Below are 16,250 nucleotides of genomic sequence, written 5' to 3'. Positions count from 1 at the left end.
AGGGTGATCCACCCTCGTACGGGGGCACCCGCCCCTGCCGCGGCCTGCCCGAAGGGCCCGGAGGCCGCAGGCCGGTGGCCGGGCCGGTCAGCCGGCCTCGCGGCGGGCGAGGGCCCCCCGGGAGCGGGTGACCACGGCGGCCAGCAGCGCGGCGCCCAGCGGGACGAGCACCAGCAGCGCGGCGAGCGTCTGCCAGGGGATGACGACCGGAGTGTACGGGGCGTCCGCCATACCGCCCTGGTCCAGCATCTCGCTGTACCACTTCTCCGACTGGCGCCGTTCGGTGAGCCGGAGGCCGATGCCCGGCAGCAGCCCGGCCAGTGATCCGAGCACCACGCCCATCAGGGCGACCACCCCGCACTGGAAGCCGCTGAGGCTGCGGCGCACCCGCGGCGGGGCGCCGACGGCGGCCAGCGTCTTGAGGTCGGCCTCGGCGTCGGCCTGGGCCAGTCCGGTGGCGATCCCGGCCGCGCCGATGGTGATCAGCCCGGCGAAGACGGTCAGCGCCAGCAGCACGATGCTCTTCTCGCCGGTGAAGCCCTCCTCGACGTAGAGGTCCACATCGGCCCCGAGCCGGTCGAGGTCCTGGTCGAGCTTCTGCCGCTGCCGGCTGCTGGGCAGGGCGTCGGTGGAGTGGTACGCGCCGAGCGGGGCCATGGTCATCCCGGCCTGCCTGACCGCGGCGGCGGGCACGATGCCGCCCACGTCGTAGGACTCGACGCTGTCGGGGGCCTGGTAGGCGGGCAGGGCGACGACCTTGCCCGGAGGCTCCTTCTCGGCGGCGGCGGCCTCGTTGGCCTCCCCGCGGTCGGGGACCAGCCGCACCGAGAGCTTCCCGGTCTTCTGGTCCACCATGGGCCGGTGGAAGGAGACGACCTTGCCCTCCTTGAGCGCCTGCTCGGCCTTGGGGTCGTCGATCCTCAGCACCTTCAGCAGCGAGGCGTCGCCGACCACCAGCCCGCTTTCGCCGATGCTTCCGGCCTGGGCGGTGCAGCGCCAGTCCTTGCCCAGCTTGCGCCGTTCGGCCGGGGTCATGTGGTCGGAGGCCGAGTTGCCGTCGGCGTCGGTCACCCACAGCGGGCACTCGTTGACCTTGGGGGTGACCACCTCGACATAGCCGCAGCCCTTGGCCTCCGAGTACATCTCGCAGCCCGCCCGGCCGACGGTGAGCCGGCCGAGGTCCGCGGTGAGGTCGACGGGCAGGTCCCGGCGTACGGCGTCGCGCAGCGCGGACGCGTCCCGTCCGTCGCCCTGGGTGAGCAGGGCGGAGACGGCTCCGCTCGGCATCCGGGCCTCGTAGCCGGCCCGGTGCTCGGCCTCGCTGCTGACCTGGTACGTGGCGACGGCGACCGTGCCGGCGACGGCGGCGAGCACCGCGGCCACCGCCGGTGCCGTGCGGCCCCGGTTGCGTACCGCGTCGCGCAGCGCGAGCCGCGGCGAGAGCGGCAGCCAGCGGCTGACCCGGCCGAACAGCCCGACCAGCGCGGGAGTGAGGGCGACCACGCCCAGTTCGGCCAGCGCGCTGCCGCCGGCGACCAGGATGAACTGGTCGGTGACCACCGAGCCGTACAGCGCGATGGCGGCGCCGAGCAGCACGGCGACCAGGCCGACGACCGGCAGGATCCGGTTGCTGCGGCGCACCCCCCGGCGGCCGGTGAGCGAGGCCAGCACGGTCTGGCGGGAGGCGGTGACCGCGGGCACGATCGCCGCGAGTAGCCCGGTGAGGACCGCGAGCAGCGCGATGCCGGCCAGTTCCAGCGGGCGCAGGTCGATGCCGCCGAAGCGCTTGCCGAGCCAGTCCTCCAGCAGCGGGCGCAGCGCCACGGTGAGGGCGACGCCGAGCACCGTGCCGACCACGGCCGCGGCGGCGCCGATCACCAGGCCGCCGGCCAGCACGATGGAGCGGATGTGGCGGCGGTCGCCGCCGTTGGCGCCGACCAGGCCGAGCTGGCGCCGGGAGCGGCGGGCGCCGACGGCGAAGGCGGGGCCGGCCAGCAGGCAGATCTCCAGCATCGCCAGGCCCACGATGGTGGCCAGGGAGGCGAGCATGGCGGTGTTGGCCTCGCCGCTGCTGTCGTAGTCGACCCAGTCGGGGTGCTGGTACAGCTTCACCTCGGAGCGCGGCGGCGGGTTCAGCAGGGCCGCCCGGGACTCGACCTTCACGCCCTTGGTGTTGGCCTGCTCGACCATGTTCCACGTGAAACCACCGGGACCGGGAACGTCGACCAGATAGGTGGTGTTCTGGCCGGTGCCGGACATGCCCTGGGCCTCCAGCGCCTGGTCCAGCGGCGTCAGCAGCGCCCCCGGGAGGGCGTTGACCTCGTTGGCGGCCAGGTCGCCCGGCAGCTCGTAGGCGCCGGTGATCAGATAGGTCCGGTCCATGTTGCGCACGGTGAGCCGGGAGCCGGCGGACAGTCCGCTCTCCTTGAGGAACTGCCCGGTGACGGCGACCTCGTCGTCCTTCTGCGGGAAGCGGCCGTCGAGCAGCGTCACCATGCCGTGGGCCATCGGGTCGGTGGCCTTCAGCTCGCGGACGTTCACATGGAGCGAGCCGTGCTCGGTGCGGACCTTGGCGGTGCCGCTGGTGTCCTTCAGGACCCGGGCCCCGGCCGGGACGGCCTTGGCCGTGTCGGCGTCCCCGTCGGGGTACGGCTGGTCCTCGTAGGACTTGACGGGCATGGTGTCCTGCCCGTTCGGCGCCTGGTAGATCGGCACCCCGCCGTAGCCGGCGTCGGAGAGCCGGGCGTCGGCGGCGCCCATCGTGCGGTCCGCCTTCTCGGCGACGGACAGCTCCGAGGTCCGCAGGGTCACATTGGCGGCGCTGACGCCGATGATCGGCAGCGCGATCATGGCGAGGACGAGGAAGGAGCGCCCCTTGGAGCGCCAGGCGTCGCGGCGGGCTATCCGCACCGCCGCACGCCAGCCGTGGAACCAGCCGTTCACCGCTCGACCGCCTGACCGCGACCGCCCCGGCCGGAGCCCTGGCCGGCCAGCAGCGAGTCGGCGCCGGAGCGGACGGTCTGGTCGACCACCGCGCCGTCCCGGAGGAAGACCACCCGGTCCGCCCAGGCGGCGAACCGGGGCTCATGGGTCACCAGCACCCCGGCGGCGCCGGCGTCGCAGCGGGTGCGCAGCAGTCCGAGCACGGACTCGCCGGTCTCGGAGTCCAGGGCGCCGGTCGGCTCGTCGGCGAGCACCAGCCGGCGGTCGCCGACCAGGGCGCGGGCGATGGCCACCCGCTGCTGCTGGCCGCCGGACATCTCGTCGGGGAAGCGGTCGGCGAGGTGGCCGAGCCCCATCTCCTCCAGCGCCGCCAGGGCCTCGGTGCGTCCCTTGCGGGCGGAGACACCGTCCAGCTCGCGGGGGAGGGCGACGTTCTCGGCGGCGGTCAGCGCCGGGATGAGGTTGTAGTCCTGGAAGACGTAGCCGATGCTGCGGCGGCGCAGCGCGGCCAGCGCCTTGCGGCCGGCGGTGGTGATGTCGGTGCCCTCCACCAGCACCCGCCCGGAGGTGGGGGTGTCCAGTCCCCCGGCGATGGTGAGCAGGGTGGACTTGCCGGAGCCGGAGGGGCCCATCACGGCGACCAGTTCGCCGGGGTGGACGTCGAGGTCGATGCCGCGCAGGGCGTGCACCTCGGTGGCGCCGGTGCCGTGGACACGGGCGAGCTGCTGAAGTTGCAGCACGGGCTGCGGTGAAGGCATGGGAATCGGTCCCCCTCGGGGGTACGGCCGCCGCCGGGTGTGGGCCGGGGCGTGCGCGTACGTACGGATGGATGTGCGGATGGAGGTGTGCGGTGCCGCGCCGGTACGGGCGGCGGTGCCGTGGGGTGGGCCCGGGTCGCCGGTGCGGCGGAGGTACGGGTGGTGGTGCCGGTCAGGTGCGGCGGCGGCCTGCGCGGGGGCGGGCCGTCTCGGCGACCGGGCCCGGCGGCGGTGCGGGGTCCCCGGTGCGGGGCGGCGGGGCGGCGGCCGAGGCGGCGGCGATCCGGATGAGCCGGGCCTCGCAGTGGTCCAGCCAGCGGGCCTCCGCCTCGGTCTGGAAGATCAGCTGCTCCAGGACCAGCAGCCAGGCCACGTCGTCCCGCTCCTGCGACCGGCCGCTCTCCAGGGCGTCGAGGGCGCGGGCCTTCAGCCGGGTGTAGTCCTGCATCGCCTGCACGGTGTGGCGGCGCTGGGACTGGATCACCTCCCGGATGTCCACGCCCGGCGCGCCGACCGCCATGGCCAGCTTGATCGCCAGTTCGTCCCGGGCCGGGCTGGTGCGGTCCACCGGCTGGGCGTACCAGCTGCGCAGCTCGTCGCGGCCGGTGTCGGTGATGGCGTAGAGGGCGTGGCCGGCGTCGTCCTCGCCGCCCTGCGCGACCAGTCCGTCGCGCTCCAGCCGGCTGAGGGTCGTATAGACCTGGCCGACGTTGAGCGGCCAGGTGGCACCGGTGCGGGACTCGAACTCCGAGCGGAGCTGAGAGCCGTACCGGGGCCCGAGTTCGAGCAGGGCCAGCAGCCCGTGGCGGATCGACATACTCAGTATGTATACCGGGTATGCCGGAGCCGACAAGCGACCTCAGAGGGATCCCGGGCGTCCGTCCTGAGGGGGACCCGGGCGGTACGGGAGGCCGGGGCGGCCGGGTCAGCGGCGCCGGATGCGCAGCCCCAGGAAGCCCAGTCCGAGCCCCATCATGGCGAGCCCGACCCCCAGCGTCAGTACGGGAATCTGCCGGTCAGGGGTGGTTCCGGCGGCCCGGGTCGAGGTCTCGTAGGCGGCGGCCGGCGGGGTGCGGCGCGGCTCGGACACGGCGGCGGACTCCGTCTCCGGTACCGCTTCCCCGTGCGTCCGGTGGCGCCGGAGGGGCTCGGGCTCTGTCTCCGATTCGGCACGGACGGACTCCTCGCGGCCCTCCTCCTCCCGCGGCGGGTCGGGGCGCCCGGGCCGGGGCCGCCCCTCGCCGGCGTGCCGCCCGGCCAGTGACGGGCTGGGGCGCGCGGCTCCGCCCCCGCCCCGGCCGGCGGCGGAGGGGGAGGTGGAGGCGGACGGCGAGCCGGTGACGGGTGCGGGGGCCGCCGGGGGGCGGCGTCCGGGGGCGGCCGAGGGGCCGGGGGTGTCGTCGGCGGGGGCGGGGCGGTCGGCACCGGGGCCGCCGGTCGGCCGCCTGCCGTGGCCGGCGGCCGGGCCCCAGCCGCGCCACGGTTCGGCGCCACCGGCCCAGGGGGCGCCGTCCTCCGGGTCCCAGCGCCGCCAGGGGGCCGTGCCGTCGCCCGTGCCGCCGTGCTGGGCCGAGTCGGCGTCGGAGCCGGAGGTACGGTGCGGGCCGGAGCCGGAGGTACGGTCGGGGCCGCCGTCGTCCGCGTCGCCGCCGGGTCCGTCCCCGGGCCGTATGCCCTCCGCGGCGGTCCTCGGTCCGGCCCCCGCCCGTCCGGCGGCCGGACCGGTCGCGGGTCCCGAGGCCCGGGCGGCCGGGGGACCGGCGGACTCGCGTGCCTGGGCGGGCCGCTCGGTGCCCGCGCCGCAGGTGGTCAGCGCCAGGGCCGCGATGACCACCGCGCACCGTGAGCCGCGTCTTGGAGCCACCGGGTGACCCCCTCCCGTGCCGGGCTGCCGAGGAGCCGTACGACGGACTGAGAACGGACTCAGCGTCACACGCCCCCCGCCGCACGGCATCCCGAAGACGCCGTACGCCCCCCAGCGGGGGGAACGGGACGGAGGGGCGCTGCCCTCAGGCACACCGGCGCCCAGGGAAACCGGTCGACCCCCGGTAAGCCCCGGGCACCATGAACCCGACCGGAGGCCGGTCAGCCGCAGGCACCCCGAACCCGACCAGAGACCGTCCTCGGCAGAGGACGGCGGCCGGGGACAGCGGCCAGGGGCCGGGGGCCGGGGGCCCGGGCCTGTTACTCCGGGTCGTCGCCTGTCGCGATGGTGATCTGGAAGGTCTGGTCGCTGGGGTCGACGGCGGTGCCGGGGAGGGGGAACTGGGAGATGACCTGGTCCTCCGCGTAGCGGGGGTCGTCGGTCTCCTTCTCGTCGATCTTCCAGCCGGCGGCCTGGAGGCAGGCCTTCACGGACAGGACGTCCTTGTAGCGGAAGTCGGGGGCCTGGACCTTCTCCGGGTCGTCGTAGTCCTCGGTGGCGTCGGAGCAGACGGTGGTCTTCATGGTGCGGTGGCGCTCGGGGGGCCGGTGTTCGGCGGACTTGGAGGGAGTCCCCGCGGAGGGGGTGGTGCCGCCGGCTCCGGTGGTGCCCGGGTCGTCGTTCCCCCGCATGCTCAGCGCCGCCACCGTGCCGATCACCGCGATCAGGACCACCGCGGCCGCACCGATGAGGAGGGGGGTGTTCCGCCTCTTGGGGGGAGTGGGGAGGGGAGTGGGCTGGGGGGCGAGGTGGTAGGGGGCGGGGGCCGGGCCGGGGGTGTGGTAGGCCGGGGGCTGCTGCTGCGGGTAGCCGTAGGAGGGCGCGGGGGTGGGGACGCCGTAGCTGTGCGGGGCGGGGCCCGGCTGGTAGGGCGTCTGGACGCTGTGCGGGGCGGGCGCCGGGGTGCCCTGGTCCACCGGCGGGAAGACCGCCGAGCCGACGCCGGAGCCGCTGGCGGCCTGCGGGGCGTTCGGCACGATGGAGGGCGCCGCGGTGTGCCCGGCCGACAGCGCGGACAGCAGCCGCAGGCACTCGTCGCGCATGGCGGCGGCGTTGGGGAAGCGCTCGTTCGGGTTCTTCTTCAGCGCCCGGGCGACCAGCGCGTCCACCGCCGGGGTGACCGCGCGGTTGATGGAGGACGGCGCGGCCGGCTCCTCCTGGACGTGGGCGTAGGCGATGGCCAGCGGCGAGTCCGCCTCGAACGGCAGCCGCCCGGTCAGCAGCTGGAAGAGCATGATGCCGACCGAGTACAGGTCGGAGCGGGCGTCCACGCCCCGGCCGAGCGCCTGCTCGGGGGAGAGGTACTGCGGGGTGCCGACCACCATGCCGGTCTGGGTCATCGAGGTGACCCCGGACTGCATGGCGCGGGCGATGCCGAAGTCCATCACCTTGATGACGCCGCGCCTGGTCATCATCACGTTGCCCGGCTTGATGTCCCGGTGGACCAGGCCCATCTCGTGGCTGGTCTCCAGCGCGGCCAGCACGTCCGCGGTGACCTTCAGCGCCTTGTCGGCGGGCATCGCCCCGTACTGCCGGACGTCCTCGGCGAGCACCGAGCCGAGCGGCCGCCCCTCCACGTACTCCATGACGATGTACGGCATGACGGAGCCGTCGGGGGTGGAGCCGCCGAAGCGGACGGTGTCCTCGCCGGTGTCGAAGACCGAGACGATGTTGGTGTGCTGGAGCTTGGCGACTGCCTGCGCCTCCCGGCGGAAGCGCTCGCGGAAGGAGGCCTCCCGGCCCAGCTCGGTGTGGAGGGTCTTGATCGCGACCTGGCGGTCCAGCGCGGTGTCGTAGGCCAGGTAGACGGAGGCCATGCCGCCCTCGCCCAGCAGGTCCCGCAGCTGGTAGCGGCCGCCGGCCACCGAGCCGCCCGCGTACCGCCCCTGTGCGCCGTCGCGGCCGTGTGCGCCGTCCTGGCTCATCTCTTCGTGACTCCCCCGTCGCGCGGGCCTGGCCGCGGCGCGTTGCCCGGTGACGTCGGTTACTCCGGTGATCCCGGTGACGCCGATGTCCGTGGTGCTCCGGTGCCTTCTCTTACGGGGGTCAGTCTGCCCCAGGGCGCGGGCACGTCAAGCGGCGGTGCCCGTTCCGTGACCGTACGCGCCAGGAGCGTCGCGGAACGGTTACCGGACCCGGACCGCACCGCCATGGAAGCGGCGGACAATTTGCACAGGCGCACGCGGAAGCGGTTGGATGGCCGGTCAATCCCGGACCGGCGTGGCACGCGGAGGCTGTAGCGTGGCGTGTCGGAGAACCGCGGCGCTCCACCCGGTACGCGCCGCACCAGGACGGCATACCCGGTAAGCGCACCCGCACCGCGCCGGCCACTCCGTGAAGACCCGCACCACCCATTGAAGACACGGCGGCACCCCGCACGCGCGAAGCAAGCGGACAGAAACGACGGCGAGGACTGATGGCATCCGATTCCGAGGCACGTGGCGGCGGGATGTCGGACTCTTCGGACTGGGGCGTCGGCGGACTCGTCGGGGACGGCCGCTACCGGCTGACGCACCGGCTGGGTCGCGGCGGCATGGCGGAGGTCTTCGCCGCGGAGGACGTACGGCTCGGCCGCACCGTGGCCGTGAAGCTGCTCCGCGCGGACCTCGCCGAGGACCCGGTGTCCAAGGCGCGCTTCACCCGGGAGGCGCAGTCCGTCGCCGGGCTCAACCACCACGCCATCGTCGCGGTCTACGACTCCGGCGAGGACGTGGTCGGCGGCCAGTCCGTGCCGTACATCGTGATGGAGCTGGTCGAGGGCCGCACCATCCGCGACCTGCTGATCGACGCGGAGGCCCCGCCGCCGGAGCAGGCGCTGATCATCGTCTCCGGTGTGCTGGAGGCGCTCGCCTACTCCCACCAGCACGGCATCGTGCACCGTGACATCAAGCCGGCGAATGTGATCATCACGCACGGCGGCGCGGTCAAGGTGATGGACTTCGGCATCGCCCGCGCGCTGCACGGGGCGCAGTCCACGATGACCCAGACCGGCATGGTCATGGGCACCCCGCAGTACCTCTCGCCCGAGCAGGCGCTCGGCAAGGCCGTGGACCACCGCTCCGACCTGTACGCCACCGGCTGCCTGCTGTACGAGCTGCTGGCGCTGCGGCCGCCGTTCACCGGGGAGACCCCGCTGTCGGTGGTCTACCAGCACGTCCAGGACACCCCGGTGCCGCCGTCGGAGGTATCCGACGTGGCGCCGCCGGAGCTGGACGGGCTGTCGATGCGCGCCCTGGCGAAGGACCCGGACGACCGGTTCCAGAGCGCCGAGGAGATGCGCGGGCTGGTCCAGTACGGGCTGTCGATGCTCCAGCAGCAGGGCAGCCACACCGGCACCTGGAACACCGGCGCGGTCACCCTGCACGAGGGCGACCGCACCCGGGTCATCGGCGGCGCGGACATCTACCCGGCCCATGAGGGCACCGCCCAGCAGCAGGTCCTGCCGCCGCGTAACCCGGACGACGGCGGATACGGCTACGACCGCCGGCCGGCCAAGCGGGGCGGCGGCCGCGGCAAGGTGCTGCTCTTCCTGGCGCTGGCGCTGGTGGCGATCGTCGCTGGCGTGGCGTACGCGCTCAGCCCCAAGGACAAGCCGGACACCCCCAAGGAGAACAAGCCCTCCACGGTCACCGAGGCGCCGAAGCCGAGCGACAAGAAGACGCCCTCTCCGTCGCCGGACAAGTCCGAGAAGTCCGAGGACCCGCAGACCGGCACCACCGGCGGCGGCACCGGTGACGGCAGCGGCAGCGGCGGCTGGAACAACAACGGCAACACCAACTGGGGCCGCCCCTCCAACCCGGGCACCCAGGACCCGGAGCCGTCCGGCGGCACCCCGTCCGACCCGGGGACGACGACCGACGGCGGCACGGACCAGGGCCAGACCACGGACGGCGGCACCGATCAGGGTCAGACCACGGACGGCCAGACCGACCAGGGCCAGACCACGGACGGCCAGACCGACCAGGGCCAGACCACGGACGGGAGCACCGACCAGGGCCAGACCTCCGACGGCGGCACCGACCAGGGCCAGACCACGGACGGGACGGCCAACCAGGGCGCCACGGTGGACGGCACCGCCAACCAGGGTGCCGCCACGGAGGGGACCACCCCCTGACGGCCCCGCTGTGGGGCGTCAGAGGTCTCAGGACGTGAAGGCGTCGCGCACCGCTTCGTACTCGCCCGTCCACCACACCGCCAGGGCCGACGCCGCGGGGAACTGCGGGTCGGCCCTGGCGTCGTCCCGCTGGTAGTGCCAGCGCAGTATCCAGAAGTCGTTCAGCCGCTCCCACCAGACGCGGTGCACCGCGGCGGCCAGCTCGGCCGGCTCGGCGCCCGCCGAGCGCCGGTAGGCCCGGGCGTAGGCCCGTACCTTCGGCAGGTCCAGGGTGCCCCCGGGCCGTACGAAGAAGATGGCGGCCGCCCGGACCGCCTCCTCCGCGCGGGGCTGCACGCCCAGGCGGTCCCAGTCGATGATCGCGGCCGGCTCGGCGCCCCGGTAGAGCAGGTTCAGCGGATGGAAGTCGCCGTGCACCCAGCCCCCGGCGCAGGCGGGCGGCGGGCGCCGGTGGGCGTGCTCGGCGAGCAGCCGCCGCCGCTCCAGCAGCCGGTACTCGGCCAGCTCGTCGAAGGCGTCCCGGCGCCGCCGGCCACGGGCCAGGGCGAGCAGTTCGTCGATCAGGCGGAGGCTCTGCTCCGGGTCCGCGGCGTCCCGGCTCGCGGCTTCCCGGTGCGCTGCCGTCCGGTCGGCATCCGCCCGGTCGGCGTCCGTGCGGTCCATGGCCGGTCGGTCCGCTGCCTCCCGGTCGGCGTCCGTGCAGCCCGTAACCGTCCGGCCCGCGGACTCCCCGCCCGCGGCCTCCCCGCCCGTGGTCGGCCGCTCGCCGTCGCCGGGGGCGTCCGCCGGCCCCTCGGTGGCCGCCATGACCTGCTCCAGGGCGGTGTGGACCAGTCCGAGGAGTGCGCCGAGGCGGCGGGAGCCGGTCGCGGTGAGCTGGGCGCCGCCCCGGTGGCTGCCCTCCACCCAGGGGTGCAGCGCGTAGCAGTGGCCGTCGACCATGGCGACCGTACGGCCCTCGCTGTCCGGCAGCGGCGGGGCGACAGGGACGCCGAGGGCACCCAGCCGTTCGGTGGCCCGGTGCTGGCGGACGATGGTGGCGCGGTCGGCTGTACGGGCGTCCAGATGCTGCTTGAGGAAGTAGGAGCCCCGGCTGGTGGCCAGCCGGTAGCCCCGGTTGAGCAGGCCCTGGGCGACCGGCACGCAGGAGAGCGGTTCACCGGCGTCGGCGTAGCGGCGCAGCAGCGCGTTCACCGGGGGAGCGAGGGGGGCGACAGATGAGCGCGGCACTTGCCATATGTTAGGTGACACTGTGTGGTGGATTGGTCGCTGTCCGCATGCAGGGCGAATTCGCCAGGGGTGGCGTGTGGTGGCGCGCCGGGGTCGGAAGCGATATCCGGTGCGCGGTCAGCCGTCGAGGGTGTGTACGGTGCCGAACTGGGGGTCGATCCGCAGGTACACCGGTTCGTACGGCATCCCGTCCGCCCGTCGCGGCGGCGGCCCGAACGGGGCGCCCTCGGCCGCTGCCGGCTCGACCAGCCGCGCGGTCCCGGTGATCTGGGCCGACCAGAGCGCCCGGGCCCCGGAGCCGCGGTCGCCGGAGCCGAGGTTGTCGGCGCCGTAGGCGACCACCCCGCCGTCGTAGGCGCCCGGCCGCCCGAGTGCGCGGTGCAGCCGCAGCAGTACGGCTCCGTCAGCGGTGACCAGATGGCCGGCGGGAGCCATGAAGGGCATCGCCTGCCGGGTCATCGCCAGCCGCCCCCAGCTCACCCGGCGCAGCAGCGCGAGCGCCTCGGCCAGCCCGTCCGGCATCGTCGGTGGTCCCTCGGGGTGCGGGGCGGCGGAGTGCATGGTTCCACTGTCGGCACGCGGGGTCGGGCGGCACAGGGGTACCCCGACCTCCGCGACCGGGACTTAGGTCCCGTGGGTGCCGGAGGCGCGCTCGACCTGGCGGCGGGCGACGAAGGCGGCGGCCTGGCTGCGGCGCTCCATGCCGAGCTTGGCCAGCAGGCTGGAGACGTAGTTCTTGATGGTCTTCTCGGCCAGGTGCAGCCGCTCGCCGATGGCCCGGTTGGTCAGCCCCTCGCCGATCAGCTCCAGGATGCGCCGCTCCTGCTCGGTGAGGGCGTCCAGCCGGTCGTCGCCGCGGGGGCGGCCGCCGTCCCGCAGCCGCTCCAGCACCCGGGCGGTGGCCACCGGGTCCAGCAGCGACTTGCCGGCCGCCACCTCCCGTACCGCGGCGAGCAGTTCATGGCCGCGGATCGCCTTCAGGACATAACCGGATGCACCCGCCATGATCGCGTCGAACAGGGCCTCGTCGTCCGCGAAGGAGGTGAGCATCAGGCACTTGACGGAGTCGTCCCGGGATCGGATCTCGCGGCAGACCTCCACCCCGCTGCCGTCCGGCAGCCGGACGTCCAGCACCGCCACGTCCGGACGAGTAGCCGGGATCCTGACCAGCGCGTCCGCCGCCGTGCCGGCCTCGCCGACCACCTCGACACCGGGCTCGACGGTGAGCATTTCGTGGACGCCGCGCCGGACGACCTCATGGTCGTCAAGGAGGAAAACCCTGATATTTCCGTCTTCGCGCACGGAATCAGTCTCACACACTCACTCTTCCCATGCCCGGGGTGCGCGGGCTACCGTGCCCGTGTTCCGGCTGCCCGCAAGGCCCTGACCAGTCGTTTGTCCCCCCAGCTCGTCCCACTTGCTCGTTTTACTTGGAAATCCAAGCAAAATTGCAGGTCAAAGGGGGTTTCGCAGGAATGCGCCGTACTGGGTAAGTTGCCTGTGACAGGACTCGCCGGGGCACCTGTCACGCCTGCTTCCCGTCTCCGAGGCCACCCACCCCGTGTGCCACGGACGGAAGCGGGCGAGCCGCACTGGCCTTCCCGGCGGACCCCGGGGGCCGGACCGACGGAGGAGCACGCACGTGACCGTGGAAGGCACTGCCGCGCGCAAGCCGCGACGCAGCGTCAAGCGCACCAGCGCGAGCGCGACGAAAGGCCGCGCGGGCGCCCAGGCGCCGGCGACCGAGCCCCAGCTCGTACAGCTGCTGACGCCTGAGGGTGAGCGGGTGACGCACCCCGAGTACGCCATCGACCTCGGGCCCGAGGAGCTGCGCGGGCTGTACCGGGACATGGTGCTGACCCGCCGCTTCGACGCCGAGGCCACCGCCCTGCAGCGCCAGGGCGAGCTGGGCCTGTGGGCCTCGCTGCTCGGCCAGGAGGCCGCCCAGATCGGCTCCGGCCGGGCGCTGCGCGACGACGACTACGTCTTCCCGACCTACCGCGAGCACGGTGTGGCCTGGTGCCGCGGGGTCGACCCGGCCAATCTGCTCGGGATGTTCCGTGGCGTGAACCACGGCGGCTGGGACCCCAACAGCAACAATTTCCACCTGTACACGATCGTCATCGGCTCGCAGACGCTGCACGCCACCGGCTACGCGATGGGCGTGGCCAAGGACGGCGCGGACTCGGCCGTGATCGCCTACTTCGGCGACGGTGCCTCCAGCCAGGGCGACGTGGCCGAGGCCTTCACCTTCTCCGCGGTCTACAACGCCCCGGTGGTCTTCTTCTGCCAGAACAACCAGTGGGCGATCTCCGAGCCGACCGAGCGCCAGACCCGGGTGCCGCTCTACCAGCGCGCCCAGGGCTACGGCTTCCCCGGCGTGCGGGTCGACGGCAACGACGTGCTGGCCTGCCTGGCCGTCACCCGCTGGGCGCTGGAGCGCGCCCGGCGCGGCGAGGGCCCCACCCTGGTCGAGGCGTTCACCTACCGGATGGGCGCCCACACCACCTCCGACGACCCGACCCGCTACCGGCTGGACGACGAGCGGGCCGCCTGGGAGGCCAAGGACCCGATCCTGCGGCTGCGCGCCCTGCTGGAGAAGGAGGGCCACGCGGACGCGGCCTTCTTCGAGGAGCTGGAGGCCGAGTCGGAGACGCTGGGCAAGCGGGTGCGCGAGGCGGTGCGCACCATGCCCGACCCGGACGACATGGCGATGTTCGACCACACGTACGCGGACGGGCACGCGCTCGTCGACGAGGAGCGCGCGCAGTTCGCCGCGTACCAGGCGTCCTTCGCCGACTCCGAGGGGAACTGACATGGCCGTGACGAAAATGCCGCTCGCCAAGGCGCTCAACGAGTCGCTGCGCACCGCCCTGGAGACCGACCCCAAGGTCCTGATCATGGGCGAGGACGTCGGCAAGCTCGGCGGTGTCTTCCGGATCACCGACGGGCTGCAGAAGGACTTCGGCGAGGACCGGGTGATCGACACCCCGCTCGCCGAGTCCGGGATCGTCGGCACCGCGATCGGGCTGGCCCTGCGCGGCTACCGCCCGGTGGTGGAGATCCAGTTCGACGGCTTCGTCTTCCCGGCGTACGACCAGATCGTCACCCAGCTGGCCAAGATGCACGCCCGGGCGCTCGGCACCGTGAAGATGCCGGTCGTCGTCCGCATCCCCTACGGCGGCGGCATCGGCGCGGTGGAGCACCACTCGGAGTCCCCGGAGTCGCTGTTCGCGCACGTCGCCGGTCTGAAGGTGGTCTCCCCGTCGAACTCCTCGGACGGCTACTGGATGCTCCAGCAGGCCATCCAGTCCGACGACCCGGTGATCTTCTTCGAGCCCAAGCGGCGCTACTGGGACAAGGGCGAGGTGGACACCGAGGCCATCCCCGGGGAGCTGCACAAGGCCCGGGTGGCCCGCGGCGGCACCGATCTCACCCTGGCCGCCTACGGCCCGATGGTGAAGGTCTGCCTGGAGGCGGCGGCCGCGGCCGAGGAGGAGGGCCGCTCGATCGAGGTGGTGGACCTGCGCTCGGTCTCCCCGATCGACTTCGACACCCTCCAGGCCTCGGTGGAGCGGACCCGGCGGCTGGTCGTGGTGCACGAGGCCCCGGTGTTCTTCGGCTCCGGCGCGGAGATCGCCGCCCGGATCACCGAGCGGTGCTTCTACCACCTGGAGGCCCCGGTGCTGAGGGTCGGCGGCTACCACGCCCCCTATCCGCCGGCGCGGCTGGAGGAGGAGTACCTGCCGGGGCTGGACCGGGTGCTCGACGCCGTCGACCGCGCGCTCGCGTACTGAGAGGGTTTGCCGACATGACCGACCCGACCCGCTACCGCGAGTTCAAGATGCCCGACGTGGGCGAGGGGCTCACCGAGGCCGAGATCCTCAGCTGGCACGTCAAGCCCGGTGACACCGTCACCGACGGCCAGACCGTCTGCGAGGTGGAGACCGCCAAGGCCGCGGTCGAACTGCCCATCCCCTACGACGGGGTGGTGCACGAGCTGCGCTTCGCCGAGGGCACCACGGTGGACGTCGGCCAGGTGATCATCACCGTGGACGTCGCCCCCGGCACCGCCGAGGAGCAGCCGCAGACCGCCCAGCCGGCCGCCGCGGAGCCCTCCGCGCCGGTCGAGGAGGAGGCCGCGCCCAAGGGCCGCCAGCCCGTGCTGGTCGGCTACGGCGTCGCCGAGTCCTCCACCAGGCGGCGCCCCCGCAAGGCCCCGGCCGGTTCCGCCGCCGGTTCCGGTGGTGGATCGCCCGCCGCGGCCGCCGTGCAGCGCGAACTGAACGGCCACGGGGGCGCGGTGGCCGCCCCGGCCCCGGCGACCGCGGCCCCGGCTCCGGCGATCGGCTCCCGGCCGCTGGCCAAGCCGCCGGTGCGCAAGCTCGCCAAGGACCTGGGCATCGACCTGGCCACCGTGGTCCCGACCGGGCCCGACGGCATCGTCACCCGCGAGGACGTGCACGCCGCGGCGGCACCGACGGCCGCTCCCGAGCCCGTCGCCGTACCGTCCGCCGTACCGGCCCCGGTGTCCGCACCGACCCCGGTGGCCGCCCCGGTCGCGGCCGGGGCCCGGGAGACCCGGGTGCCGATCAAGGGCGTACGGAAGGCCACCGCCGCCGCCATGGTCGGCTCGGCCTTCACCGCCCCGCATGTCACCGAGTTCGTCACGGTGGACGTCACCCGCACCATGCGGCTGGTGGAGGAGCTCAAGGGCGACAAGGCGATGGCCGGGCTGCGGGTCAACCCGCTGCTGCTCATCGCCAAGGCGCTGCTGGTCGCGATCCGCCGCAACCCGGAGGTCAACGCCTCCTGGGACGAGGCCGCGCAGGAGATCGTGGTCAAGCACTACGTGAACCTGGGCATCGCCGCCGCCACCCCGCGCGGGCTGATCGTGCCGAACATCAAGGACGCGCACGCCCAGACGCTGCCGGAGCTGGCGGGTTCGCTGGCCGAGCTGGTCGCCACCGCCCGGGAGGGCAAGACCACCCCGGCGGCGATGCAGGGCGGCACGGTGACCATCACCAACGTCGGCGTCTTCGGCGTGGACACCGGTACGCCGATCCTCAACCCGGGCGAGTCCGCGATCCTCGCGGTCGGCGCGATCAAGCTCCAGCCCTGGGTGCACAAGGGCAAGGTGAAGCCCCGTCAGGTCACCACCCTGGCGCTCTCCTTCGACCACCGGCTGGTCGACGGCGAGCTGGGCTCCAAGGTGCTGGCCGACACCGCGGCCGTGCTGGAGCAGCCCAAGCGGCTGTTCACCTGGTCGTAGGACCTGCTG

The 16,250-nt window shown here is 73.9% G+C and carries 12 protein-coding genes; 4 read left to right on the top strand and 8 right to left on the bottom strand.

What is annotated here, in order from left to right:
* Positions 1–87: 87 nt before the first annotated feature.
* From M1O15_RS02045 to M1O15_RS02025, 5 genes are all read right to left on the bottom strand, one after another.
* Positions 88–2,943 (bottom strand): FtsX-like permease family protein, encoded by a 2,856-nt coding sequence (locus M1O15_RS02045; protein ID WP_248631412.1) that lies wholly within the window; start codon positions 2,941–2,943, stop codon positions 88–90.
* Positions 2,940–3,701: an ABC transporter ATP-binding protein gene (locus tag M1O15_RS02040; RefSeq protein WP_248631411.1), complete on the bottom strand. Its 762-nt coding sequence runs from the start codon at positions 3,699–3,701 to the stop codon at positions 2,940–2,942. Before M1O15_RS02040 ends, M1O15_RS02045 begins: the two co-directional genes overlap by 4 nt.
* Before the next feature lie 172 nt (positions 3,702–3,873).
* Positions 3,874–4,518, bottom strand: a complete 645-nt coding sequence (locus M1O15_RS02035) for a PadR family transcriptional regulator (RefSeq protein ID WP_248631410.1) — start codon at positions 4,516–4,518, stop codon at positions 3,874–3,876.
* 108 nt (positions 4,519–4,626) lie between these two features.
* Entirely contained in the window at positions 4,627–5,565 is a 939-nt protein-coding gene (locus M1O15_RS02030) for a hypothetical protein (protein WP_248631709.1), read from the bottom strand.
* A 320-nt stretch (positions 5,566–5,885) separates the two neighbouring features.
* Entirely contained in the window at positions 5,886–7,550 is a 1,665-nt protein-coding gene (locus M1O15_RS02025; protein WP_248631409.1) for a protein kinase domain-containing protein, read from the bottom strand.
* Positions 7,551–8,041: 491 nt separating this feature from the next.
* Between M1O15_RS02025 and M1O15_RS02020 the strand changes: the two genes are divergently transcribed.
* Complete coding sequence (locus tag M1O15_RS02020; protein ID WP_248631408.1) at positions 8,042–9,739, top strand: protein kinase domain-containing protein; 1,698 nt, start codon at positions 8,042–8,044, stop codon at positions 9,737–9,739.
* Positions 9,740–9,766: 27 nt separating this feature from the next.
* On the opposite strand, the gene M1O15_RS02015 is transcribed toward M1O15_RS02020, so the two are convergent.
* The 3 genes from M1O15_RS02015 to M1O15_RS02005 all read right to left on the bottom strand — a co-directional run bounded on the left by M1O15_RS02015 (position 9,767) and on the right by M1O15_RS02005 (position 12,271).
* Positions 9,767–10,969 (bottom strand): phosphotransferase, encoded by a 1,203-nt coding sequence (locus M1O15_RS02015; RefSeq protein WP_248631407.1) that lies wholly within the window; start codon positions 10,967–10,969, stop codon positions 9,767–9,769.
* A gap of 117 nt (positions 10,970–11,086) precedes the next feature.
* Complete coding sequence (locus M1O15_RS02010) at positions 11,087–11,530, bottom strand: pyridoxamine 5'-phosphate oxidase family protein (RefSeq protein WP_248631406.1); 444 nt, start codon at positions 11,528–11,530, stop codon at positions 11,087–11,089.
* A gap of 63 nt (positions 11,531–11,593) precedes the next feature.
* Entirely contained in the window at positions 11,594–12,271 is a 678-nt protein-coding gene (locus tag M1O15_RS02005; protein ID WP_248631405.1) for a response regulator, read from the bottom strand.
* Between the two features lie 340 nt (positions 12,272–12,611).
* Here M1O15_RS02005 and pdhA point away from each other — a divergent pair, with 340 nt between their 5' ends.
* From pdhA to M1O15_RS01990, 3 genes are read left to right on the top strand one after another with little or no spacing between them, the layout of a single operon-like run.
* Complete coding sequence (gene pdhA, locus M1O15_RS02000; protein WP_248631404.1) at positions 12,612–13,784, top strand: pyruvate dehydrogenase (acetyl-transferring) E1 component subunit alpha; 1,173 nt, start codon at positions 12,612–12,614, stop codon at positions 13,782–13,784.
* 1 nt (position 13,785) lies between these two features.
* Positions 13,786–14,766 carry an alpha-ketoacid dehydrogenase subunit beta gene (locus M1O15_RS01995; RefSeq protein ID WP_248631403.1) on the top strand — a complete coding sequence of 327 codons (981 nt, stop codon included), beginning with the start codon at positions 13,786–13,788 and terminating at the stop codon, positions 14,764–14,766.
* A 14-nt stretch (positions 14,767–14,780) separates the two neighbouring features.
* Complete coding sequence (locus M1O15_RS01990) at positions 14,781–16,241, top strand: dihydrolipoamide acetyltransferase family protein (RefSeq protein WP_248631402.1); 1,461 nt, start codon at positions 14,781–14,783, stop codon at positions 16,239–16,241.
* Positions 16,242–16,250: the final 9 nt, after the last annotated feature.

This window comes from Streptomyces lichenis (genome assembly GCF_023218175.1).
Classification (GTDB): Bacteria; Actinomycetota; Actinomycetes; order Streptomycetales; family Streptomycetaceae; genus Streptomyces; species Streptomyces lichenis.
Note: the sequence above shows the minus strand (reverse complement) of the source record. Positions and strands in the feature narration are given on the sequence as shown.